The 22,528-nt window shown below is 66.3% G+C and carries 21 protein-coding genes, 1 other RNA gene and 1 riboswitch; of the genes, 15 read left to right on the forward strand and 7 right to left on the reverse strand.

Going from position 1 to position 22,528, the window contains the following annotated elements; genetic code table 11:
* Positions 1–13: 13 nt before the first annotated feature.
* The 5 genes from msbA to cobU all read right to left on the reverse strand — a co-directional run bounded on the left by msbA (position 14) and on the right by cobU (position 4,987).
* Positions 14–1,819: a lipid A export permease/ATP-binding protein MsbA gene (gene msbA / locus GGR36_RS18355; RefSeq protein WP_183636267.1), complete on the reverse strand. Its 1,806-nt coding sequence runs from the start codon at positions 1,817–1,819 to the stop codon at positions 14–16.
* Positions 1,820–1,944: 125 nt separating this feature from the next.
* Entirely contained in the window at positions 1,945–2,499 is a 555-nt protein-coding gene (gene cobC, locus GGR36_RS18360) for a histidine phosphatase family protein (protein WP_183636268.1), read from the reverse strand.
* Positions 2,484–3,245 carry an adenosylcobinamide-GDP ribazoletransferase gene (locus tag GGR36_RS18365; protein WP_207064531.1) on the reverse strand — a complete coding sequence of 254 codons (762 nt, stop codon included), beginning with the start codon at positions 3,243–3,245 and terminating at the stop codon, positions 2,484–2,486. Before GGR36_RS18365 ends, cobC begins: the two co-directional genes overlap by 16 nt.
* 13 nt (positions 3,246–3,258) lie before the next feature.
* Positions 3,259–4,329 carry a nicotinate-nucleotide--dimethylbenzimidazole phosphoribosyltransferase gene (gene cobT / locus GGR36_RS18370; protein WP_183636270.1) on the reverse strand — a complete coding sequence of 357 codons (1,071 nt, stop codon included), beginning with the start codon at positions 4,327–4,329 and terminating at the stop codon, positions 3,259–3,261.
* Positions 4,330–4,462: 133 nt separating this feature from the next.
* Positions 4,463–4,987, reverse strand: coding sequence for a bifunctional adenosylcobinamide kinase/adenosylcobinamide-phosphate guanylyltransferase (cobU, locus tag GGR36_RS18375; RefSeq protein WP_183636271.1), 525 nt, complete (start codon positions 4,985–4,987; stop codon positions 4,463–4,465).
* A gap of 65 nt (positions 4,988–5,052) precedes the next feature.
* Positions 5,053–5,276: riboswitch (cobalamin riboswitch) on the forward strand.
* A gap of 163 nt (positions 5,277–5,439) precedes the next feature.
* Between cobU and GGR36_RS18380 the strand changes: the two genes are divergently transcribed.
* The 4 genes from GGR36_RS18380 to GGR36_RS18395 all read left to right on the forward strand — a co-directional run bounded on the left by GGR36_RS18380 (position 5,440) and on the right by GGR36_RS18395 (position 11,065).
* Complete coding sequence (locus GGR36_RS18380; protein WP_183636273.1) at positions 5,440–7,269, forward strand: TonB-dependent receptor domain-containing protein; 1,830 nt, start codon at positions 5,440–5,442, stop codon at positions 7,267–7,269.
* Between the two features lie 39 nt (positions 7,270–7,308).
* Positions 7,309–8,322 (forward strand): FecCD family ABC transporter permease, encoded by a 1,014-nt coding sequence (locus GGR36_RS18385; RefSeq protein WP_242533309.1) that lies wholly within the window; start codon positions 7,309–7,311, stop codon positions 8,320–8,322.
* A complete protein-coding gene (locus GGR36_RS18390) occupies positions 8,319–9,098 on the forward strand; it encodes an ABC transporter ATP-binding protein (protein WP_183636274.1) in 780 nt (259 codons plus the stop codon). Before GGR36_RS18385 ends, GGR36_RS18390 begins: the two co-directional genes overlap by 4 nt.
* Before the next feature lie 74 nt (positions 9,099–9,172).
* On the forward strand, positions 9,173–11,065 hold the full coding sequence (locus tag GGR36_RS18395; protein WP_183636276.1) for a M48 family metallopeptidase: 1,893 nt from the start codon (positions 9,173–9,175) through the stop codon (positions 11,063–11,065).
* On the opposite strand, the gene GGR36_RS18400 is transcribed toward GGR36_RS18395, so the two are convergent.
* Positions 11,066–11,893 carry a cobalamin-binding protein gene (locus GGR36_RS18400; protein WP_338086716.1) on the reverse strand — a complete coding sequence of 276 codons (828 nt, stop codon included), beginning with the start codon at positions 11,891–11,893 and terminating at the stop codon, positions 11,066–11,068.
* A gap of 218 nt (positions 11,894–12,111) precedes the next feature.
* On the opposite strand from GGR36_RS18400, the gene zapB reads away from it, so the two are divergent.
* From zapB to GGR36_RS18440, 9 genes are all read left to right on the forward strand, one after another.
* The gene (gene zapB / locus GGR36_RS18405; protein WP_183636281.1) at positions 12,112–12,315 is read left to right on the forward strand and encodes a cell division protein ZapB; all 204 of its coding nucleotides are present in this window, start codon (positions 12,112–12,114) and stop codon (positions 12,313–12,315) included.
* Positions 12,315–12,611, forward strand: a complete 297-nt coding sequence (locus GGR36_RS18410) for a cell division protein ZapA (RefSeq protein ID WP_183636283.1) — start codon at positions 12,315–12,317, stop codon at positions 12,609–12,611. The genes zapB and GGR36_RS18410 overlap by 1 nt, the downstream gene beginning before the upstream one ends.
* A gap of 109 nt (positions 12,612–12,720) precedes the next feature.
* Positions 12,721–12,899, forward strand: a non-coding RNA gene (ssrS, locus tag GGR36_RS22350) — 6S RNA.
* Between the two features lie 115 nt (positions 12,900–13,014).
* Positions 13,015–13,482 carry an EVE domain-containing protein gene (locus GGR36_RS18415; protein WP_183636290.1) on the forward strand — a complete coding sequence of 156 codons (468 nt, stop codon included), beginning with the start codon at positions 13,015–13,017 and terminating at the stop codon, positions 13,480–13,482.
* An 89-nt stretch (positions 13,483–13,571) separates the two neighbouring features.
* Positions 13,572–14,381, forward strand: coding sequence for a sulfite exporter TauE/SafE family protein (locus GGR36_RS18420; protein ID WP_183636292.1), 810 nt, complete (start codon positions 13,572–13,574; stop codon positions 14,379–14,381).
* A 101-nt stretch (positions 14,382–14,482) separates the two neighbouring features.
* Positions 14,483–15,250: an ABC transporter substrate-binding protein gene (locus GGR36_RS18425; protein ID WP_183636294.1), complete on the forward strand. Its 768-nt coding sequence runs from the start codon at positions 14,483–14,485 to the stop codon at positions 15,248–15,250.
* 64 nt (positions 15,251–15,314) lie between these two features.
* Complete coding sequence (locus GGR36_RS18430) at positions 15,315–16,070, forward strand: amino acid ABC transporter permease (protein ID WP_183636296.1); 756 nt, start codon at positions 15,315–15,317, stop codon at positions 16,068–16,070.
* 22 nt (positions 16,071–16,092) lie between these two features.
* Positions 16,093–16,824 carry an amino acid ABC transporter ATP-binding protein gene (locus tag GGR36_RS18435; protein WP_183637278.1) on the forward strand — a complete coding sequence of 244 codons (732 nt, stop codon included), beginning with the start codon at positions 16,093–16,095 and terminating at the stop codon, positions 16,822–16,824.
* 35 nt (positions 16,825–16,859) lie between these two features.
* Positions 16,860–18,329 (forward strand): DcaP family trimeric outer membrane transporter, encoded by a 1,470-nt coding sequence (locus tag GGR36_RS18440; RefSeq protein ID WP_221229603.1) that lies wholly within the window; start codon positions 16,860–16,862, stop codon positions 18,327–18,329.
* A gap of 63 nt (positions 18,330–18,392) precedes the next feature.
* On the opposite strand, the gene GGR36_RS18445 is transcribed toward GGR36_RS18440, so the two are convergent.
* A complete protein-coding gene (locus tag GGR36_RS18445) occupies positions 18,393–19,061 on the reverse strand; it encodes a GntR family transcriptional regulator (RefSeq protein WP_242533431.1) in 669 nt (222 codons plus the stop codon).
* A 288-nt stretch (positions 19,062–19,349) separates the two neighbouring features.
* Between GGR36_RS18445 and scpA the strand changes: the two genes are divergently transcribed.
* Together scpA and meaB are read left to right on the forward strand one after the other, a co-directional pair.
* Positions 19,350–21,497: a methylmalonyl-CoA mutase gene (gene scpA / locus GGR36_RS18450; protein WP_242533311.1), complete on the forward strand. Its 2,148-nt coding sequence runs from the start codon at positions 19,350–19,352 to the stop codon at positions 21,495–21,497.
* A 16-nt stretch (positions 21,498–21,513) separates the two neighbouring features.
* Positions 21,514–22,488, forward strand: a complete 975-nt coding sequence (gene meaB, locus GGR36_RS18455; RefSeq protein ID WP_338086717.1) for a methylmalonyl Co-A mutase-associated GTPase MeaB — start codon at positions 21,514–21,516, stop codon at positions 22,486–22,488.
* The last annotated feature ends 40 nt before the right edge of the window (positions 22,489–22,528 follow it).

The raw sequence follows: 22,528 nt of genomic DNA on the forward strand, positions 1-22,528 counted from the left end.
GTGGGTCCCGGGATCAGGCCGCGGCGTCCGGCTGGCCGGCTTCGCTCTGGAACTGCAGTTGGTAGAGGTGCGCGTAGCGCCCCCCTTTGGCGAGCAGCTCGGCGTGCGTGCCCTGCTCGACGATGCGGCCGCGATCCATGACGAGGATGCGGTCGGCGCTTTCGATCGTGGACAGGCGGTGCGCGATGACGAAGGTGGTGCGACCCTGCATGAGCGTCGCGAGGGCAGTCTGGACCAGGCGTTCTGATTCAGTGTCGAGGGCCGACGTTGCCTCGTCGAGAATCAGGATCGGTGCATCCTTGAGCAGTGCGCGGGCGATCGCGATGCGCTGGCGCTGCCCGCCGGAGAGCTTCACGCCGTTCGAACCGACATCGGTCGCGAGCCCTTCCGGCATCGCCTGGATGAACTCCCAGGCGTTCGCGGCCTTCGCCGCGGCGATGATTTCCGCTTCGCTGCGCTGGGCGACGCTGCCGTACGCGATGTTGGCCGCCACCGTGTCGTTGAAGAGCACGACATCCTGGCTCACCAGCGACAGGTTCTCGCGCAGGCTCGCAAGGCTCAGTCCGGCGATGTCTTCGCCGTCGATCAGGATGCGGCCGGAATCCGGCGAATAGAAGCGCGGCAGCAGTGACACCAGCGTGGTCTTGCCGCTGCCCGATGAGCCCACCAGCGCGATGGTCTCACCGGCGCGCACGCTCAGGTCGATGCCGTCGAGCGCGGGGCGCGAGGCGCCGGCGTATGAAAAGCGCACGGTCTCGAAGGTCACGTCGCCGCGCGCGCGGCCGAGGCTGCGGCTGCCTTCGTCCGGCTCGCCGGGCAGATCGAGCAGGCCGAAGATGCTCTCGGCCGCCGACACGCCCTTCGAAATCGTGTTGTTCACTTCGGTCAGGCGCTTCACTGGTGCGAGCAGCATCAGCAGCGCGGTGATGAAAGAGACGAATGCGCCGACGCTGGTCTTGCCATGTTGCTGGGCGTCGCCCAAGGCAATGTAGACGATGATCGCGACCGATATCGCCGACGCCAGATGGGTGATCGGCACCGTGATCGAGGCCGGAATCGCTTCACGCATCTGCGCCCGGCGAAAGCGCGCGGTCGCCGCCATGAAGCGCTCATTCTCGTAAGTCTGCCCGCCGAAGATTTTCACCACCTTATGGGCGCCGGTGGATTCTTCGAGGATGTGCGTGATCTGGCCCATCGATTCGTAGCCGCGCTGGCTGGCTTCGCGCAGGCGTTTTCCGAACTTGCGCACCGCGGTGATGATCAGCGGGCCGACGCTCAGCGCCACCAGCGTCAGCTTCCAGTCGAGGTAGAGCAGGTAGCCCATGAGCCCGATCACGGTAAGTGTCTCGCGGATCATCGACACGAAGCCGCTCGACGAGGCTTCGGCGATGTAGTTGGTGTCGAAAACCACCTTGGAAATCAGCGTGCCGGGCGAGTTGTCGTCGAAGTGCCGGGTCGGCAGGCGCAGCAGCTTGGCGAACATCGCGCGGCGCATGTCCATCACCACGTTGTTGGTGATCCAGGCCATCACATAGCCAGAGCAGAACACCGCGATGCCGCGGAAGATGAAAATGCCGACCAGGCCGAGCGGGATCGCCCACACGAGGTGCGGCTCCGGGGCGGTGAAGCCGGTGTCCAGCAAGTACTTCATCATCAGCGGGAAGGAGGCCTCGGTCGCGGCCGCGAAGGCCATGCCGAGGATCGCGATGACGAAGGCCTTCCAGTAGGGGCGTACATACACCAGCAGGCGGGTGTAGATCTGGCGCGCAGATGTCGCCGCAGCGGGCGTGGTCTGGGTCGTCACCGGTGTGGCAGTCATGAAGCTCCTCAATGCCGCCGCGGGCGAAGGGCGGAGGGGTCGGCGCCGGCCGGGGAGGCGACGCGCGGGTGGCGCGAGTGTACTACGCAGCGGGGGCGCCGCCGCGGTGGCGCGTCGGGCCCGCTTCAGAGGTTGAAGCGTCTGAGCGTCGCACCCCAGGGCGAGAGAGTCAGTTGGCTGAGGCGGGCGTGGGCGAAGTCGAGCGCGAGCCAGCGGTCCGGCGGTAGTCCGAGCAGGTGGCCGGTGATCGCGCGCAGCGGCCCGCCGTGGGCGACGATCACGATCGGCCCAGGCAGTTGCCGGCGGCGCAGATCGTCGAGGAAGTCATGCGCGCGCGCCGCCATCTCGGCGGCCGATTCACCGCCCGGCGGGCGGTGGCCGAGCGGGTCGCTCGCCCAGCGGTCCAGCGCGTCGCGCCCGATCGCATCGAAGGGCTGCATCTCCCAGTCGCCAAAGTCGATTTCGCGCAGGCGCGGATCGAGTTCGGGCTCTCCCAGCGCGTCGGCGAGCAGGCGTGCGCGCGACAGCGGACTGGAGAACAGCGACGCGTCGGCTGGCAGCAGCGGCGCCAGATGCGCGACGTCAGGGGCGAGTGGCCCGGCCAAGGGTAGGTCGGTGGCGCCGTAACAGGTGTGCGGCGACACCGCGACCGCCGGGTGGCGGATCAGATAGAGGTCCACGCCGCGGTCCAGGCGAGGTAGCAGGCCAGTTCGGCCAACTGCTGGGCGGCGCCGAGGCAGTCGCCGGTGTAGCCGCCGAGGCGGCGCTTCAGGTAGCGCGCCCACCACAGCGTTGTCGCGCCGGCGGCGAGCAGGGCCGCGAGTGCCGGGCGCGGCGCCAGCACACACAGCGGTGCAATGCCGCAGGCCGCCGCGGTCAGCCATTCGCCATTCGACATGCGTACCGCCAGCGGTTTGGCCTTGGCGTCCGCGTCTGCACGCATGTAATCCAAGGTGCGGATCAGCGTGCCGGAACAGAAACGCGACAACGGATGCGCCACCAGCAGCGCAAGCGCCGCCTTGTCCGGCGACAGGTGTGACAAGGCGGCGAACTTGGTGCCCAGCGCGAGCAGCAGCGCGGTCGCGCCGTAGGTGCCGATGCGCGAGTCCTTCATGATCGCGAGGATCTGCTCCGGTGCCCAGCCGCCGCCGAGGCCGTCGGCGGCGTCGGCAAGTCCGTCTTCGTGGAAGCAACCTGTCAGGCGGATCGACACCGCCATCGACAGCAGCACTGCGATCGGCATCGACCATACCTGCGCCGCCAGCCACAGTGCAGCGGCAGACGCTGCGCCGACGATCCATCCCACCGCCGGAAACCAGCGTGCCGCGTGGTTCAGGCGCTCCTGCGAATAGGGCACCCAGCGTGGCACCGGGATGCGTGTAAAGAACCCGAGCGCGGTGAAGAAGAGTTCGAGGTTCCAGCGCAGCATCGCGGTGCGCTCAGGCCTGCTTGTCGCTGACGCCGGCCGACTCGAAGCTCGCCATCTCGGCCAGCATGGCGCAGGCCGCCTTCAGCAAGGGCATCGCCAGCGCCGCGCCGGTGCCCTCGCCGAGCCGCAGTCCGAGGTCAAGCAGCGGTTCGGCGGAAAGGTGTGCGAGTTGTGTCGTGTGGCCAGGCTCCTGCGAGCGATGCGCGAAGACGCAGTAGTCACGCACTGCGGGCGCCAGTGCATCAGCCACCAGCAGCGCGCTGGTGACGATGAAACCATCGACGACGATGGTCATTTTCTGCTGCGCCGCTTCGAGGAAGGCGCCGACCATCATCGCGATCTCGCAGCCGCCGAATTCGGTCAGCGCGTGCATCGCATCGCGCGGTGCGCCGGCGCGCTGCCATGCCTGTTCCAGCAGGGTGTGTTTGCGCGCGAGCCCGGCGTCGTCGAGCCCGGTGCCACGGCCGATCACGCCCGCGAGCGGTGCGCCGGTCAGCGCGGCGGTGATCAGCGAGGCGCTGGCAGTATTGCCGATGCCCATCTCGCCGAAGCCGATGGTGTTGCAGCCGGCCGCCGCAAGTTCGCGCACGATGCGCGCGCCGGCTTCGATCGCAGTGTCGCGCTGGTCGTCGGTGAGCGCCGGGGTCTCGAGGTAGTTCGCGGTACCCGCGGCGACCTTGGCGCGGATGAAGCGGGCGCCGTCCGTCCCCACGTCCGGCAGGTCTGCGAGATCGCGTGCCACGCCCGCATCGACCACCGTCAGTCCGATGTCCGCCTGTCGCGCGAATACGTTGATCGCCGCGCCGCCAGCGAGCATGTTCGCCACCATCTGCCAGGTCACCTCTTGCGGATACGCCGAGACGCCGGCCTTCGCCGCGCCGTGATCGCCCGCGAACACCACGATGTGCGGCGCGCGGATTTCCGGTGAAGTGCTTTGTTGGATCAGGCCGAGCCGCTTCGCCAGCGCCTCGATCGCGCCGAGGCTGCCCGGCGGCTTGGTCTTGCCGTCCAGCCGCGCTTGCAGGGTGGGGGCGAGACTTGCTGCGGGCGCGGTGATGTGTTCAGTATGGAGGGCGTGCATGGCGGCGGCAGCTCGGGCGTGCGGAATGGGGGCGCGATGCTAGCACGCGGGGTGGGCAGGGCATTGCTGCCGCGCAAGTCGCGGACCGGTCCCTGCTCTGCGTGCCTCGACCCGCGCCGGAAACACGGACGTGCTAGCCCTTCAATACCAGCGGCAGGCCTGCCGCCACAAACACCACGCGTTGCGCGATGGCTGCGACGGCCTGGTTCAGGCGGCCCTGGGCGTCGCGGAAGGCACGCCCAAGCAGGGTGTCGGGCACCAGCCCCAACCCGACTTCGTTCGATACCAGGATCACATGCCCACCGCAGCGCGTGAGCGCGGCCAGCAACTCTGCGGCCGCCGCTTCGCCCGCTGCATCGCCGCCGTCGTCTGGTGCCGCGAGCAGGCGGTTGGTCAGCCACAGCGTCAGGCAGTCGACGATCACGCAGGCGCCGGGGCGGGCATGCACGATCAACTGGCGCGGCAGGTCGAGCGGGGCTTCGATGGTCTTCCAGCGCGGGTCGCGTTCCGCACGGTGCCGGGCGATGCGTGCGCGCATCTCGTCGTCGAAGCCCTCGGCGGTGGCGATCAGGGTCACCGGCAGGGCCCCGGCTGCGGCGCGCTGCGCGGCATGGCGGCTCTTGCCCGAACGCGCGCCACCGAGTACCAGATCGATCATTGAGCAAACCCTTGCTGCGGTGCGAAAGCCGCAATGTTAAACTCCGCGCCTCGCTCCGGTTCAAGCCGGGGCGTCGTCTGGAAGGTGCCCCGGCGCGTCCCCGCGCCAGGGTTAAACGGGAAACAGGTGCGTCCGCGGAATCGGACCATGCCTGTGCTGCCCCCGCAACGGTAGGCGAGAGCCCTGCGTCATCGGCCACTGGGAGAAATCCCGGGAAGGCGACACAGGGCAGGCGTGAGGAACACGCTGGCTCGCAAGCCCGGATACCGGCCCGTCAGACACACGCGAGCTGTGCCCAAGTGCCGCTTGCGATGGAGGACAGGCCGCGGGGTGTCGGTTGATCAGCCTGAGCGCTTCGGTGCCCTGCCTGCTCGTATCCCTGTTGCGCTGTCCATGTGCCATGTTCCGGCACGCGGGGTCGTGCGCCGGAACGTCCAGGGAGTTTCCACAACATGAAGTGCCTTTGGGCCAAGCCCGTTCCCGCTGCCGTGATGGCGGCCTTTTCCTCCGCCTGTCTCGCCACGCCGCCGGTGGCGGCCGACTCACGTGTTGAAACCATTGTTGTCACTGCGTCGCGCCAGCCCACCCGCATCATGGATACGCTGGCGGACGTCACCGTCATCGATCGCGAGGAGATCGCGCGCGCCGGCAGCACCAGCGTTGCCGAACTGCTTGGCCGCCAGCCGGGGCTGCAGTTCTATGCCACCGGCGGTCAGGGCAAGAGCTCCGGCCTGATCGTGCGTGGCGCCAGTGCGTCGCAGAGTCTGGTGCTGATCGACGGCCTGCGCGTCGGCTCGGCCACCGCCGGCGGCGCAGCGCTGGAACAACTGGCGCTCGATGACATCGACCACATCGAGATCGTGCGCGGCCCGTCGTCCGCGCTTTATGGCGCCGACGCACTCGGCGGCGTGGTGCAGATCTTCACGCGCAAGGCGCAGTCGCCTTTCTCGGCGGACGCGTTCGCCGGCTTCGGCACCTATGGCACGCAGGAGTATGCAGCCGGCGTCGCGGGCAAGGGCGAGGGATTGAGCGCCAGCCTGCGTGCGAGCCACATGGAGACATCCGGCTTCTCGGCCGTCAGCGATCCGGCCAAACAACCCTATCTCTACGACCCGGACAGGGACGGCTACCGGCGCGACAGCATCAGCGCGAACTTCGGCTGGAAGATTGCCGACGGCCATGCCCTCGACGTGAACGCGCTGCACACCGCGGGTCGCAGCTGGTACGACGCCGGCGCCGGTTTCGATGCCTACGTCGATGCCAAAGTGGCGACCTACGGCGCGGCGCTGCGTGACCGCTTCGCGCAGAACTGGAACAGCACCGTGCGTGTAGGTCGCACGATTGATGACAACCGCGACTACTCGATGTGGAATCCCGGCGGGGTTACGTTCCGCACCGAGCAGGATCAGGCGAGCTGGCAGAACGATGTGAAACTCGGGCCTGGCAGCGTGATGCTGGGTGCCGAATGGCTGCGCCAGCATGCACTGGCCGAAGGCAGCTTCGACCAGTCGCGCACGATCAATGCCCTCTTCGCCGGCTGGAGCGCGCAGTACGGCACCCAGCGGGTCCAGCTGAACCTGCGTCGTGACGACAACTCCCAGTTCGGTGCGCATACCACCGGCACCGTCGCGTGGGGCTGGGCGTTTGTCGAGGACTGGCGCGTGCGTGTCAGCGGCGGCACTGCCTTCCGCGCACCGAGCTTCAACGACCTTTACTACCCGGGCTACGCGAATCCGAATCTGAAGGCCGAACAGGGTCGCAACATCGAGACCGCGCTGGCGTGGGAGCGTGGCGAGGCCAACGCGTCACTGACCGCCTATCGCAACCGGGTCAGCGACCAGATCGCACTCGACGAGACGTGGACGCCGCAGAATATTGCGCATGCCGAACTCGATGGCCTCACGCTCGAGGGTGCCAACACCTGGGGCGGCGTCGAGCTGAAGGGCTCGCTCGACTGGCTGCACGCCTACAACCCGGACACCGATACCCGCCTCGCGCGACGTGCCGAGTGGCAGGGCGCAGTGAGCGCCAGCTACGGCAGGGATGCCTGGCGTGCCGGCGCCGAGTTGCGTTATGTCGGTGCGCGTTATGACGATGCCGCCAACAAGCAGAAGCTCGACGCCTACACGCTGGTCAACCTGTTCGGCAAGTGGGCGCTGGCGCCACAGTGGCAGCTTGAAGCGCGCATCGACAACCTCTTCGATGCACGCTACGAGACGGCCTACGGCTACGGCACGGCGGGCTTCACCGTGTTCGCCGGCCTGCGCTACGCCACCCGCTAAGGCGCTGCGGATTTCACCAGGCGGCCCGGGCGCGCGACAATGAGCACCCTTTCGCTTCCGATCGCGCGTTCGCCGATGCGTCCTCGCCGCGTCTTCATCGTCCTGTTGAGCCTTGGCCTTGCTGTACTCGGCGCCTTCTTCGCGGCACTGGCCGCGGGCGAGGTCGCGGCCGGTCCGCGGGCGGTGCTGGATGCGCTGCTGGGGCGTGCGGGCGGTATCGAATCGGCGGTCGTCGCACAACTGCGCTTGCCGCGCGCGCTCGCGGCATTCGGATGTGGCGGCTTGCTGGCGCTGGCGGGTGCGTTGATGCAAGTGCTCTTGCGCAACCCCTTGGCTGATCCCTATGTGCTGGGTATTTCCGGCGGCGCGAGCGTGGGCGCGCTGTCGGCGATGTTGCTCGGGCTGGCAACGCCCTGGGTTGATGGTGCCGCGCTCGCCGGCGCCCTGGCCACGATGTTCGCCGTGTTCGGCCTGTCGCGAGGCTCGGGGAGCTGGACGCATACCCGCCTGCTGCTGACCGGGGTGGTCGTCGCCTCCGGCTGTGGCGCGGTGGTTTCGCTGCTGCTCACACTGAGTCCGGACCGCGCGCTGCGCGGCATGCTCTTCTGGATGATGGGCGACGCGGGTGCGGCGGACCGCCCGGGCCTGATCCTGGCCGTGCTCGCGCTGGGTCTGCTTGCAACCCTGCCAATGGCGCGCGAACTGAACCTGCTTGCGCGTGGAGAGCGCCATGCGCGCGCGCTCGGGGTGAACACGCACCGGCTCGCCACGGCGGTGTTCCTGCTCGGCTCACTGCTGACCGCTGCGGCGGTGACCTCGGTCGGCGCGGTCGGCTTTGTGGGTCTGGTGGTGCCGCATCTGCTGCGCATGGTGGTCGGCAACGATCAGCGCCTGCTGTTGCCGGCGGCCGCGCTGGGTGGCGGCGGTCTGCTGCTGGTCGCGGACACGGCGGCACGCACCGTGGTGGCGCCGCTGCAGTTGCCGGTTGGCGTGCTCACCGCGCTGATCGGCGTGCCGGTGTTCCTGTGGCTGCTCTCTCGGCATCCGCGATGAGCGTCGGTGTACCGCCCCCGCTGCTGCATGTGCGCGGCCTTGATGTGCGTGTGGCCGACGTGTGCGCGGTGCGCGCGCTCGAGATCGATCTGATGGCGGGCCAACGGCTCGCGATTCTGGGCCGCAATGGCGTCGGCAAGAGCACCTTGCTGGCCGCGCTGGCCGGGCTGCATGCGTCGCAGGGGGTGCTCGAATGCGGCGGGCGGGCAATTGCTGACTGGCCGGCGCGCGCGCTCGCACGGCTGCGTGGCTGGTTGCCGCAGCACGCCGAAGACCCGTTTGCGAGCAGCGTCGAAGAGGCGGTGCTGGTCGGGCGACACCCCTGGCTGGAACGCTTCGAGTGGGAAGGCGAGGATGATCTGCGCGTGGCGGCCGCGGCGCTTTCCGCAATGGGATTGCAAGGCTTCGCGCAGCGTAACGTGCAGACACTCTCCGGTGGCGAACGGCAGCGCGTGGCGATTGCTGCCTTGCTGGCGCAGACGCCGCAGCTTTACCTGCTCGACGAGCCGCTGACACATCTCGATCTGGCCGGCCAGATCTCAGTGCTCGATCACTTCCGCTCGGTGACCGAGGCGGGCGCAGCCGTGGCGATGGTGCTGCATGACATCAACCTTGCGCTGCGCTGGGCGAGCCACGTGTTGATCCTGTTTGGTGCGGGCGAGTGGTGTGCCGGCCCCGCGGAAGAAATGGCCTCCGCCGAGCTGTTCGGGCGTGCGTTGGGCTACCCCTTGCGTGCGCTGCGCGACGGTTCGCATGTGCACTTCGTACCGGGCTAAAACGATGATCGGAATGTCGGCGATGACTAAGGACTTGCCGACCGGGTCGCTTGCAGTAAGACTGCGCCCCAATCATGCGTGAACAAGACTTCGAACGCCTCTTCGAACGTGCGCGACGGCGCGCAGTGCGCCATCCGCGCGTGTTTCGCGCGCTGGTCACGGTACGTGCGACCGCTGGTGTCGGGTTCGTTGTGCTGCTCGGCGCCGTGGGGGTGCTGATGATCGGCTGGGCGCTCGCGCCGCTTTTCGACGAGGGCTTGCACGAGGCGCCGCTACTGACGGTGCTGCAAGCGACGGTCGCGATCCCGGCACTGCATCTTGCGCAAGTGGTGTCGCGCATGTTGCGCGGCCGTTTTCCGCCGCCCGACGGCCTGGCACTCCATCGCGACGAGGCGCCAGCGCTGTTCGATCTGCTCGAACGTCTGCGGCGGCGCTTCGGCACCCCGCCGATTCACACCGTGTGCATCACCGGCGAACTGAATGCGGCGATCACACAGCGCCCCAACCGGTTTTGCGGACTGCCGATGCGCAACACCTTGGTGATGGGCCTGCCGCTCGCGCTGGCGACTTCGCCGCGGCAGTTCGTCGCGGTGCTGGCGCACGAGTTCGGCCACTTGCGGCGCCAGCGCGTGGCGCTCGGCGGTCTGGGGTGCTACCTGCGCGCGCTGTGGCACCAGGTGCTGGAAAACATGGAGTCGGTGGCGAGCCCCCTGCAGCCGGTTTTTACCTACATCACCGAAATCGAAACCCCGCTTTACTGCGCCGAATCGCTGGTGCTATCCCACCTCGATGAATTGGAAGCGGACGCTTGCGCGGCGGAAGTGGTGGGCGCAAAGCGGCTCGGCGAAGCACTGGCGGAAATCGCGCTGAAGCACCGCTTTCTCGCCGACGACTACTGGGCCAAGGTGTACGCCCAGGCCAATCATTCCGAACGGCCGTCTATCCTGCCCTATCGCCATATGGCCGCGGCGCTGCGTGCCGGCTTCGACAGGCAGGCCTTTGCAGACTGGTTCGATGCGCTGGGCCATGAGCAAAGCGACGAATCGCGCCTGAGCACCCACCCCAGCCTGCGCACGCGGGTGCATGCGCTAGGGCTGGAAGTGCCGGGCGAGGGCGCGAGCACCGACAACGCGGCGCGGCGCTTCCTCGGTGAAGTGGTCGGGCAACTCGCCAGCGATCTCGACCAGCAGTGGTGGCAAGGTCAGCAGCGCACCTGGCGCAAGCGCCATTGGGAGGTGTCGCGGGCGCTCGGCAAGATTGCCAAACTCGAATCCGAAGGCCAGCAACTCGGCGTGTCGGAACGGCTGGAACTCGCGCTGCTGGTGGAGCGTTACGCCGGCGATCGTGACCCGCTGTCGGTCTATCGCGAATTGATGCCACAGGCGCCGGGTCGGCCCGACGCACTGCTGGCCATGGGGCGTCTGCTGCTCAGCCGGGGTGACCCGACCGGCGTGGCCTACCTTCGCCGCGCGATCCGCGAGGATGACGCCGTGGGCTTGCAGGCCGCGGCCTTGTTGATCGAACACTATGAAGACAGCGGCATTGGCGCCGCGGCGCGCCCCTACCGCAAGCGGCTTGGCAAGCTGGTGCGCCAGGCGCAGCTGGTGCAGGAGGCGCTTGATGCGCCCCTCGATGCCTTGCGGTCTTTGCCGCCGGGGCTGGAAATGCACGAGCTGCGCGCGCTGGTGCGCGATATCCGTCGCCACGACGCGATCCGTCGGGCCTACGTCGTGCGTCGTCGCTGCGATCTGGCACCGCGTTGGCGTGCCTACATCCTGGTGCTGTGCGTCGAGCGTCACATGGCCGATGCCCTGGGCGATGCGGCACAGGAGATCGAGTCGGGCATCACGATTCCCGGCCTGTGGCGCGTGACCACCGTGGTGGTCGATGGCGCGGAAGAGGCGGCGTTGTGCGAGGTGCGTGGCGCTCGCTTTTTCTCGCGCAAGGATGGTGCCGTCCGCGTCTGATCAGCGCGGCGGACGCGCGTGCTGACGCGCGGTTTCGAGTCTGCCGCACACTTCTTCAGCGCCGGCGAGGATGCGCGGGCCCGGTCGATTCAGGTAGTCACCATTCACATAGAAGAGGTTGTCGTGCGCGACCGCAGGCAGTTGCGGCCACGCTTTCCACGCATCCAGCGACCCCTTGTCGGTGTCGGGCTCACGGCCAGTCAGGATCGCCTCCGGTGCCGCCTTGAGCACTGCCTCGCGGGTCACGGTGGGGGCAATCGGTTCCAGATTCGCAAAGATGTTGGTGCCGCCGCACAGGCGCAAGACCTCGCTGACAAGGTGCTGGCCGTTGAGCGTTTGTAGCGGGTCGGACCAGACCTGGTAGAAGACGCGCAGCGGCGGCAGGTTCTGGTGGCGGGTGCGCAGGCGCGACAGGCCTTCGCGCAGGGTGCTCGCGGCGCGAGCCCCGTCTGGCGCCGTTCCGGCCAGCATGCCGAGGCGTTCCAGGTTCGTGGCGATGGTCTCGAACTTTCGCGGTTCGCTGAGGAAGACCGGAATGCCGAGCGCCTTGATGCGATCCACCTGTGCCTTGGGGTTGCCCGAGGCCCAGGCAACGACCAGATCCGGTTTCAGCGCAACGATGCGTTCCAGGTCCACTGCGTTGTAGCCGCCGATCCGCGGCAGTTTGGTGGCAGCAGGCGGAAAGTCGCTGTATTCGGTCACCGCGACGACGCGGGGGCCAGCGCCGGCGGCAAACAGCAGTTCGGTCGCGTGCGGCGCAAGGCTGACGATGCGCTTCGCCGGTGCGGCCAGTGTGACGGTCGCACCGGTGTCGTCCAGCACGCTCACAGTGGCTCGCGCCGGCCACGCTGCGATGGCGGCGGCGCAGAAAATCAACAGTGACTGTATCGTGCGGCGGCGACGCGGCGGCGGGGCGCTCAAGTCTTGCATGGCGTGGGCTAGGGTTCGTAGGGATGCAAGTCCCTGATTCTACTGCCATGACATTGCGGGCCAGGTGTGACGCCCGGCGCTTGACCGGTCTGGCCACGGCTCCTAAGATCGGCCGCATGGAACAGGAACTCTCGGCCCTCGAACAAAAACTGGATGCGCTGGTGCAGCAGGTCAAGGCGCTGCGCGGCGAAAACGTGTCGCTGCGGGAGCGCGTGGCCACGCTCGAAGCGGACAACCAACGCCTCAAGTCCAAGGTCGACATCGCGACGGCCCGGATCGAATCGGTGCTCGCGATGATTCCGGATTCGGTGGAGCAGTAATGGAGAGCGTGGATTTTTCGGTACTCGGTCGCGAGTACAGCGTGACGATGAAGCCGGAGGAGCGTGAATCCTTCCTCACGGCGGTGATGATGGTGGATACCAAGATGCGCGAATTCGAGGCGCGCACGAAGGCGGCTTCGGATACGCTCGCGGTGATGACGGCCATCAATATCGCCCACGAACTGGTGCAGTTGCAGAGTGGTGCCGGATTGGATCTGCCGGGTTACAGGCGTAGAATGACAGCCATGGGCGAACGGATTGATGCCGCGCTGGCCCAGCAGGAAACGCTCTTCTGAGCGGATGTTGAAACACAGGCGGAGGCGCGAAGCTGGCTGCCTGGATGCAAAGGTTTGGTAGCGATTGGCGTGAGCCGGTCGCCATGGGTTGCGAGAGCGGCCCGAAAGTTTTCCCCTGCGGTGTTCGTTAGGGTCGTAGATTCCTTGGACCAATGTCTACGCGACATGGTCGCCGACCGCTAACCCGCTGTTGTGAGCGCCCTTCACGGGTGCACCTGATGCGGCAGGAACGCGACCGCCCTGAACCCAGGTTCAGGATGCCGGCTCGACGGCACTGGCGGGGGATCCCTAAAGAAAACGCGGCTCAACGGCCGCGTTTTCCGTTTGCGGACGCACAGATGGTTGTCACCATCTCAACTGCGAGAGGCCTTTCTTCCCTCGCTTGCGGGATCCGGGAGTGTCGATGCGCTACTGGCTGATGAAGTCCGAACCGGACGATTGCTCGATCGATGATCTTGCCGCGATGCCGGGCCAGACGGTGGCGTGGTATGGCGTCCGCAACTATCAGGCGCGCAATTTCATGCGCGACCAGATGCAACCGGGCGACCTCGCTTTCTTCTACCACTCGTCTTGCGCGGAACCGGGTATCGCCGGCATCGTCGAGGTGTCGCGCCGCGCCTACCCGGACACCACGCAGTTCGACCCGGCAAGCCGCTTCTACGACCCGAAATCGTCGCCGGACGATCCGCGCTGGCTGAACGTCGAGGTTCGGTTCGTCCGCAAGGTGCGGCTCGTCGCATTGTCCGAACTGCGGCAGCACGAGGCGCTTGCGAACATGCGGGTGCTGCAGAAGGCCAGCCGTCTGTCGATCACGCCGGTCGACCCGGCGGAATGGCGGTACATCCACGAGCATCTCATTGACGCACGCTGACGCGGCCTCAACTACGTGAGACTACGGACTGACGCGTCCGACGCCCGCACCTATCATGCCGTGATTGCGTCGAAACGCGGGTGGGTTGGATGAGTCCGGACGTCTGGTGGTTGGCGTATGTCGCGTTGGGCCTTTTCGCCGGCTTCATGGCGGGGCTGCTCGGGATCGGTGGCGGCGCGATCATGGTGCCGATCCTGGTGATGATCTTCGGATCAGCGGGGGTGCCGCATGCACATGTGCTGCATCTGGCGCTGGGCACCTCGATGGCGGCGATCATCTTCACTGCCTGGGCGAGCCTGAAGACGCACCATGCCCACAATGCAGTGATTTGGGATGTGGTGAAGGCGTTCTCGCCAGGCATCGTTTTCGGCACCCTGCTCGGCACGATGATCGCTGCGCGCGTCACCACGCGAGGCCTTGCAGTCTTCTTCGCCGGCTTCATTTCGCTGGTGGCGATCCAGATGGCGTTCAACCTGAAACCGGCGGCGAGGCGCAGTCTGCCGGGCAAGGCGGGGCTTGCCGGTGTGGGCACCGGCATCGGCATCGTGTCGGCGCTCGCGGCAATCGGCGGTGGCTCCATGACGGTGCCTTACCTCACCTGGTGCAACGTCGAGGTGCGCAAGGCAATCGGCACCTCGGCCGCGGTAGGGCTGCCGATCGCGCTGGCTGGCACGGTCGGATACCTTTGGAACGGGTGGGGCGAGGCGGGCTTGCCGCCGGTCTCGTTTGGTTACGTGTACCTTCCAGCGCTGGCCTGCCTTGTGCTTGCGTCAATGACGACCGCGCCGGTTGGCGCGCGGCTTGCCCACCGTCTGCCGGTCGCGACGCTCAAAAGGGCGTTCGCGGCGGTGTTGGTATTTTTGTCAGCAAAGATGCTCTGGAGCGTCTTTGCGGCGTGAGACGGACGCTTGCGTATGGACGGGTGACGTTTGCCTGCCTACACTCATTTTCATCGTCCGGTAATGGACGGCATTCCATAACTCCTCGGAGAGACGAAACGATGCGTGTGATCAAATTTCTGGCGCTGGCCCTCGGACTGAGCTGTGCCATGTCGTCGGTGCAGGCGCGCGATTGGGCGACCATCAAGCAGTCCGGCAACATCGTGGTTGCGAGCGAAGGCGCCTATGCGCCCTTCAATTATTTCCAGGGTTCGACGTTGAGCGGCTACGAGATCGACGTGATGGAGGCGATGGCCGCCAAGCTCGGACTCAAGGTCGAATGGCGCGCGCTGAGTTTCGATGCGCTGATCGCCAGCATCCGCCAGGATCGCTTCGACGCGGCGATTGCCAGCCACGGCATCACCGAAGAGCGCCAGAAATCGGTTGATTTCACCAATCCGCACTACTGTTCCGGTGGCCAGATCGTGACCAAGGCCGGTGGCCCGCTCAAGGCGGCCGAACTGGCGAACAAGGTGATCGGCGTGCAGCTTGCGACCACCTACGCCGATGCGGCGAAGAAGGTGACCGGCGCCAAGGAAGTCAAGACCTTTCCGAAGGACACCGACGCGCAGCAAGCGCTGCTGGCCGGGCGCGTCGATGCCTGGGTGACGGATCGTTTCGTGGCCCGATCGGCGGTCGAAAAGAATGCCTCCGCCGGGCTCAAGACGGGCGAACTGCTGTTCATCGAACGTGATGCCGCGATCGTGCGCAAGGGCAATACCGAGCTGCGCGACAACCTCAACAAGGCGCTCGCCGACATCAAGGCTGACGGCACGCTGCGCAAGATTTCCGAGAAGTACTTCAAGGAAGACATTACCTGCCAGAACTGAGCGCGCTCGGTTCTGAAGCCATGCGGGCAGCATTGGCTGCCCGCGTCACTCGATTGCGGATGCAATGACTTCAAGACTCAAGGATCGCGACACCCTGGTGCTCGTCGGCTCGGTGCTGGGCCTCGGTGTGCTGCTGTGGCTGATGTCGGCGCCACTGGCGATGCTGCCAGCACCGATCGGGCCGGCGGCGGACCAGTTCTCGGCCGGTGCGCTGGTGACGATCAAGCTCACCATCGTCTCTGGCGCAGCCGGCATCGTGCTGGGCGTGCTGGCTGCGCTTGGCAAGCTCTCGCACCTGCCGCCGGCGCGCTGGCTGGCTGATTTCTACGTGTGGGTGATCCGCGGTACCCCGCTGTTGTTGCAGATCCTCTTCGTGTACTTCGCCTTCCCCGAGATTTCGCCGAAGCTCCAGCTTGACGAGTTCTGGACGGCGGTGATCGCCTTGTCCCTGAACGTCGGCGCCTATAACGCCGAGGCGATCCGTGCCGGCATCAACGCAGTGCCGCGCGGGCAGATCGAGGCCGCGCGCTCGCTCGGGCTGTCGAAGTTCTACACCTTCTGGGACGTCACGCTACCGCAGGCGGTACGGATCTCGCTGCCGCCGCTGGCGAGCAACCTGATCGCGCTGCTGAAGGACTCGTCGCTGGCCTACGCGATCGGCGTGGTCGAGTTGTCGATGGTCAGCAGCCGCGTGCAGGCGTCGAGTTTCCAGCCCTTCCCGGTGTTCCTCACCGTTGCGGCGGTGTACCTCGCACTGACGACAACCTTTACGCAGTTTGCCGGCGCGCTCGAACGCAAGCTGGCAGCAGGAAAGCGGTGAGCGCATGAGCAAGGGTGATCCGATCATTACGGTCGACAAGGTCGTCAAGCGCTGGGGCTCGTTCACTGCGCTCAACGAAGTGTCGGTGAGCTTCAAGGAGGGCGAGGTCGTCTGCATCATCGGGCCGTCCGGCTCGGGCAAATCGACCCTGCTGCGCACCATCAACCGGCTGGAAGAACACGACGGCGGGCGTATCGTCGTGGACGGCATCGAGCTCGACAACGACACCCGCAACATCGACGCGGTGCGTGCCGAAGTGGGCATGGTGTTCCAGAGTTTCAACCTGTTCACCCACATGACGGTGCTGGACAACATCACGCTCGCGCCGCAACGGGTGCGCAAATGGAAGCGCGATCAGGCAGAGGCGGTGGCGCGCCAGCTGCTTGAGCGTGTCGGCTTGCTCGCGCATGCGCACAAGTACCCGTCGCAATTGTCGGGCGGGCAGCAACAGCGTGTTGCGATCGCCCGCGCCCTGGCCATGCAGCCGAAGGTGATGCTGTTCGACGAACCGACCAGCGCGCTCGACCCCGAGATGGTCAACGAGGTGCTGCTGGTGATGCGCGATCTTGCCAAGAGCGGCATGACGATGCTGGTCGTCACGCACGAGATGGGCTTTGCCCGCGAAGTGGCCGATCGCGTGATCTTTTTCGATGGTGGCCGGATCGTCGAGGAAGGCGATCCGGAACCGTTCTTTGCACGACCGAATCATCCGCGTGCGCAGGCCTTCCTGTCGCAGATCAAGCACGCGGGCTGAACCTGACGAAACCTACACCTCGATACGGAGAGAAGATGATGACGACACAACTGCGCGTGATGGTGGTCGCCGTGGCTGCGGCGCTCGGGATGCCGGCACAGGCCGCAGCGCCCGACGCGAAGGTCATCGAGCGGCTGGAAAAACAGATCGCCGAGTTGCAACGCGAAGTGCAGGCACTCAAGGCCTCGCAGCAAAAGAGCGACGCCGCGGCGGCGGCGGCGACCGCGACTGCCGCAGAAGCCAAGGCCGCTGCGACGGCGACGAACCCGACCGCGATCAAGGACCTGGCCGACCAGATCGAGGTGCAGGGCAAGGAAGCGGTGGTCAAGGGCGACATCCCGGGCTCTTACCGCCGTGCAGGCGAAGAGACTTCGTTCCATGTTTATGGCATGGCCGAGCTGAATGTGGTGAAGGACTTCGGCGGCGACAATGGTTCGAACGACTACTCGACCTTTGCGCCCTACATGCCGCTCGATTCGCAGAACGCCCGCAAGGGCTCGTTCTACATGACGGCACGTACCTCGCGCCTGGGGGTCGATGCTTCTACGCCGTCGCCGATCGGCCCGATCAACGTCAAGATCGAGGGCGACTTCAACAACGATCCGCGCACCGGCAACTCGGCCGTCACCGGCAGCCTGCAGACGATCTACACGCAGCAGGCAACGAACAGCTACGACTTCCGTCTGCGTCTTGCTTATGGGCAGGTAGGCCCCTGGTTGGTGGGCCAGACCTGGTCGACTTTCATGGACGCGGATTCGCTGCCCGAGACGGTGGACTTCAATGGCCCGATCGGTGCCACCTTCATCCGCCAGCCGATGGTGCGTTACACCTACGTCACGCCGGATATCGGCAACTTCACCGCGGCCATCGAGAACTCGGCGAGCTATGTGCTGGACGAAACCGGCACGGCCACGGCAGCAGGCTTTGCCCGCGTGCCGGATCTGGTGCTGCGCTATGACCGTGCCTTCGACTGGGGCACGATCAGCGCCCGTGGCGTGACGCACGAGTTGCAGGTCAAGAACGACACGCTGGATGCGTCCAAGCGCGGTTACGGTCTTGCCGCGTCGACCCTGGTGAAGACCTGGGGCGACGACTTCCTGACCGTGGCGGTCACCGGTGGCACCGGCATCGGTCGCTACTTCAACTACATCGAGGGTGCGATCTACAACCCGGCGACCCAATCGATCCTGGCCGAGAAGGCCGTCGGTGTGGTGCTGGGCTACCAGATCAAGCCGAGCGATCGCATCCGCTACAACTTCGCCTACGGCTACCAGCGCAACTTCGACAACGACTACACCGACTTCGTGAAGGCGCAGGGCCTCGGATCCGGCCAGTACGGGATCAACCGTACCGTCCAGCAGGCCCATGTCGGCTTGTTCTGGAGCCCGTTCCCGAAACTTGTCGATGTCGGTGCCGAGGCGATCTGGGCCAGCCGCAAGACGCTCGACGGCGAAAAGGGCGACGGCACGCGCCTGAACTTCTCGGGCCGTTACTACTTCCAGTAAGCCGTTGCCGCGAATGAGAAGGCCAGCCCGCGGGCTGGCCTTCTTTTGTCGATTGAAGCGGTCTCAGCGGGTGCTCATGCGACCCATTGCGCGCCGCCCCTGCAGCAAGTGGTTTTCCATGGCGGCTTGGGCTGCCGGCGCATTCGCTTCAAGCAACGCGGTGACGATCGCGCGATGTTCCTCCAGCGATTCCTGCAGCCGCCCGTCGCGGAACAGGGAATGGAAGCGAGTGAGCTTGAGCTTTTGCCGCACGTCCTGAATCAACTGGGTCAGCCAGCGGTTGCCGGCAATTTCCTGCACGGCAAGGTGAAACAGCTGATTCGTGTTGAAGAAGGCCTCAATGTCGCCGGCCGTGAAATGCCCCTCCAGGGTTTCATGCAGGGTGCGGACCCGCTGTTGCGCAGGGGCGTCCATGCGGGCGGCCGCCTCGAATGCGCAACGCCCTTCGAGTAGCGCGAGGATCGGGAAGATCTCGTCCAGGTCCTGTTCGGTAAGGGCGGTGACATTGCAGCCGCGACCGGGCGTCAGCGTGACCAGCCCTTCGCTCGCAAGCACCTTGAGCGCCTCGCGCAGCGGCGTGCGCGAGATGCCGTATTCGGCGGTGATGGCCTGCTCGTCGATCCAGCTGCCGGGCGGCAGGTCGTGCGCAAAGATGCGTGCGCGCAGGCGTTCGGCGACCTCCTCGAAGAGGGCGGTGCGCGAAATCCGCTGTGGCGAGACACCTTTTTCCAACACTTGTAGTAGACCGCTTGTATTCATAATTATGGATAACGTATTATTCACATCGAGGGCTGTCAAGCCGGACTGCGTGACCGGGTGATCCAGCGGATCGCCTGCGGCAAGCTTGGGGGAGCAAGCCGACGCGACAATCCGGCAGCGTCGCGGTGCGTCTGGGGGGAGGCGCCGCAACGAGACACGGTGGCCCGGGCCGGCCTGATGGCCGGCCCCTTTTATTTGCCTGGCGTCCTTCCCGACTGCGCAGGTGGTCGGCCGGACGACAGGGCGGCAAGGGGAATGCGCATGTCCGAGTTCAAGTCGTCCGCCGATCTGGCCGCCTGGGAGGCGGCAGCCGCAAAGGCTGCTCCCGGCGGCGATCTGTCCAAACTCAACTGGGTGACGCCCGAAGGCATCACCGTCAAGCCGCTCTACACCCAGGCTGACATTGCGGCGCTGCCGCACACCGACACCTTGCCCGGCTTCGCGCCCTTCGTGCGGGGGCCGCAGCCTACGATGTACGCCGCGCGGCCCTGGACGATCCGCCAGTACGCCGGCTTCTCCACCGCCGAAGAATCCAACGCGTTCTACCGCAAGGCGCTCGCCGCCGGGGGGCAGGGCGTGTCGGTGGCCTTCGATCTGGCCACCCACCGCGGCTACGACTCCGACCACCCGCGCGTGGTGGGTGATGTCGGCAAGGCCGGCGTGGCGATCGATTCCGTCGAAGACATGAAGATCCTGTTCGACGGCATCCCGCTCGACAAGATCAGCGTGTCGATGACGATGAACGGTGCGGTGCTGCCGGTACTCGCTGGCTACGTTGTCGCGGCCGAAGAGCAGGGCGTGTCGCAGGATCAGCTCTCGGGCACGATCCAGAACGACATCCTCAAGGAGTTCATGGTCCGCAACACCTACATCTATCCGCCGACGCCGTCGATGCGGATCATTGCGGACATCTTCGGCTACACCGCGCAGCACATGCCGAAGTTCAACTCGATCTCGATCTCCGGCTACCACATCCAGGAGGCAGGGGCGAACCAGGCGATCGAGCTGGCCTTCACGCTGGCCGACGGCATGGAGTACGTGCGCACCGGCATCAAGAGCGGGCTCGATGTGGATGCCTTCGCCGGGCGCCTGTCCTTCTTCTGGGCGGTCGGCATGAACTTCTATCTCGAAGTCGCCAAGATGCGCGCCGGCCGGCTGCTGTGGCACAAAATCATGCAGGGCTTCGGCGCGAAGAGCGCGAAGTCGATGATGTTGCGTACCCACAGCCAGACTTCCGGCTGGTCGCTCACCGAGCAGGATCCGTACAACAACGTCGTGCGCACCACCATCGAGGCGATGGCGGCGGTGTTTGGCGGCACGCAGTCGCTGCACACCAACGCGCTCGATGAGGCGATCGCGCTGCCGACCGAGTTCTCGGCCCGCATCGCGCGCAACACGCAGATCATCATCCAGGAAGAGACCCACATCTGTAACGTGGTCGACCCCTGGGCCGGCTCCTACATGATGGAGACGCTCACGCAGGAAATGGCCGACAAGGCCTGGGCGCTGATCGAAGAAATCGAGAAGATGGGCGGCATGACCAAGGCCGTCGAGTCCGGCTGGGCCAAGCTGCAGGTCGAGAAGTGCGCGGCCGAGAAACAGGCTCGCATCGACTCGGGCAAGGACGTGATCGTTGGCGTCAACAAGTACAAACTCGCGAAGCAGGATGCAGTGGATATCCTCGACATCGACAACACTGCGGTGCGTGAATCGCAGATTGCGCGCCTCAAGCAGGTTCGCGAGCGTCGTGACGGTACCCGCGTGCAGGCCTGTCTCGATGCGCTGACACGCTGCGCCGAAACCGGCGAAGGCAATCTGCTTGCTCTGGCGATCGACGCGGTGCGGGCGCGCGCCACGGTGGGCGAAGTGTCGGATGCGCTGGAGAAGGTGTGGGGCCGGCACCGCGCCAATCCGCAAACGGTGAGTGGGGTGTACGGAGGTGTCGTGGAAGGTCAGGAAGACTGGCAATCGCTGAAGGGCGAAATCGAGACCTTTGCCGCCGAGCAGGGGCGCCGCCCGCGCATCATGGTCGCCAAGCTCGGGCAGGACGGTCATGACCGTGGGGCCAAGGTGGTGGCATCCGCCTTTGCGGACATGGGCTTCGATGTCGACGTCGGCCCGCTCTTCCAGACGCCGGACGAAGCCGCCCGCCATGCGGTGGAAAACGATGTGCACGCGATTGGCGTGTCTACGCTCGCGGCCGGCCACAAGACGCTGGTGCCGCAGCTCGTCAGCGCGCTGAAGGCGCAGGGCGCGGACGACATCGTCGTCTTCGTTGGCGGCGTGATCCCGGCGCAGGACTACGACTTCCTCTACAACGCGGGTGCGGCGGGCATCTTCGGGCCGGGCACGCCAATCCCTGCTGCGGCGCGCGAGGTGCTCGCGCAGATTCGCAAGCGGCTTGGCTGAGCAGAGGGCGCCCCGCGTGGACGCCGCCTCGGAAGCGCTCGTCACCCGCTTGCTCGCTGGCGAGCGCCGTGCGCTCGCCAAGGCCATCACGCTGGCCGAATCCACCCGTGCCGACCACCGCGCGCAAGCCGATGCCTTGCTGCAGGCGGTGCTGCCCCAAACCGGCAAGGCGCTGAGGCTGGGCATCTCGGGCGTGCCGGGTGTCGGCAAATCCACCTTTGTCGAAGCGCTCGGCCTGTGGCTGATCGCGCGCGGCCATCGCGTCGCGGTGCTGGCGGTCGACCCCAGTTCCAGCGTTACCGGCGGCTCCATCCTCGGCGACAAGACGCGCATGGAAGGCCTCTCACAGCGTATCGAGGCCTACATCCGTCCCTCGCCCTCGTCGGGCAGCCTGGGCGGCGTGGCTGAACGCACGCGCGAAGCGATGCTGCTATGCGAAGCGGCGGGTTTCGATGTTGTGATCGTCGAAACCGTGGGCGTCGGGCAGAGCGAAACGACCGTGGCCGGCATGACGGATCTTTTCTGCCTGCTGCAGTTGCCGAATGCCGGTGACGACCTGCAGGCGATCAAGAAAGGCGTGATCGAACTGGCCGACCTCATCGTCATCAACAAGACCGATATCGACCCGAACGCGGCGGCGCTGGCGCAGGGGCAGATCCGCTCCGCACTGACGATGCTGCGTCCGCAGAACGCCGCGTGGACGCCACCGGTGCTCACGCTTTCAGCCTTGCGTCAGGAAGGTGTCGCATCCTTCTGGGAAACGGTGGAGCGCTATCGCGACACGATGCAGGCGAGCGGCGATTTCGAGGTCAAACGCCGGGCGCAGGCGGTGGCGTGGATGTGGGCGCTGATCGAGAGCGGGCTCAAGGCGCGCTTCGATGCCCACCCCGCGGTGCGCGCCGCCTTGGGCACGCTCAGCGAAGCGGTGGAACGTGGGGATACAACGCCGGGCGCTGCAGCTGGGGAGCTGTTGCGTCGGGCTGCGCAGTAAGGGCGGGGCGTCGGCTGTATCGAACGGCGCCGCGTCGGGG

Source organism: Niveibacterium umoris, assembly GCF_014197015.1.
Taxonomy (GTDB): Bacteria; Pseudomonadota; Gammaproteobacteria; order Burkholderiales; family Rhodocyclaceae; genus Niveibacterium; species Niveibacterium umoris.

What these genes read in the sequence shown, in the direction of transcription:
- msbA (WP_183636267.1), bottom strand. Translation starts at nt 1,819, where the DNA reads ATGACTGCCACACCGGTGACGACCCAGACCACGCCCGCTGCGGCGACA.
- cobT (WP_183636270.1), bottom strand. Translation starts at nt 4,329, where the DNA reads ATGCACGCCCTCCATACTGAACACATCACCGCGCCCGCAGCAAGTCTC.
- cobU (WP_183636271.1), bottom strand. Translation starts at nt 4,987, where the DNA reads ATGATCGATCTGGTACTCGGTGGCGCGCGTTCGGGCAAGAGCCGCCAT.
- GGR36_RS18380 (WP_183636273.1), top strand. Translation starts at nt 5,440, where the DNA reads ATGAAGTGCCTTTGGGCCAAGCCCGTTCCCGCTGCCGTGATGGCGGCC.
- GGR36_RS18385 (WP_242533309.1), top strand. Translation starts at nt 7,309, where the DNA reads ATGAGCACCCTTTCGCTTCCGATCGCGCGTTCGCCGATGCGTCCTCGC.
- GGR36_RS18390 (WP_183636274.1), top strand. Translation starts at nt 8,319, where the DNA reads ATGAGCGTCGGTGTACCGCCCCCGCTGCTGCATGTGCGCGGCCTTGAT.
- GGR36_RS18395 (WP_183636276.1), top strand. Translation starts at nt 9,173, where the DNA reads ATGCGTGAACAAGACTTCGAACGCCTCTTCGAACGTGCGCGACGGCGC.
- zapB (WP_183636281.1), top strand. Translation starts at nt 12,112, where the DNA reads ATGGAACAGGAACTCTCGGCCCTCGAACAAAAACTGGATGCGCTGGTG.
- GGR36_RS18410 (WP_183636283.1), top strand. Translation starts at nt 12,315, where the DNA reads ATGGAGAGCGTGGATTTTTCGGTACTCGGTCGCGAGTACAGCGTGACG.
- GGR36_RS18415 (WP_183636290.1), top strand. Translation starts at nt 13,015, where the DNA reads ATGCGCTACTGGCTGATGAAGTCCGAACCGGACGATTGCTCGATCGAT.
- GGR36_RS18420 (WP_183636292.1), top strand. Translation starts at nt 13,572, where the DNA reads ATGAGTCCGGACGTCTGGTGGTTGGCGTATGTCGCGTTGGGCCTTTTC.
- GGR36_RS18425 (WP_183636294.1), top strand. Translation starts at nt 14,483, where the DNA reads ATGCGTGTGATCAAATTTCTGGCGCTGGCCCTCGGACTGAGCTGTGCC.
- GGR36_RS18430 (WP_183636296.1), top strand. Translation starts at nt 15,315, where the DNA reads ATGACTTCAAGACTCAAGGATCGCGACACCCTGGTGCTCGTCGGCTCG.
- GGR36_RS18440 (WP_221229603.1), top strand. Translation starts at nt 16,860, where the DNA reads ATGATGACGACACAACTGCGCGTGATGGTGGTCGCCGTGGCTGCGGCG.
- scpA (WP_242533311.1), top strand. Translation starts at nt 19,350, where the DNA reads ATGTCCGAGTTCAAGTCGTCCGCCGATCTGGCCGCCTGGGAGGCGGCA.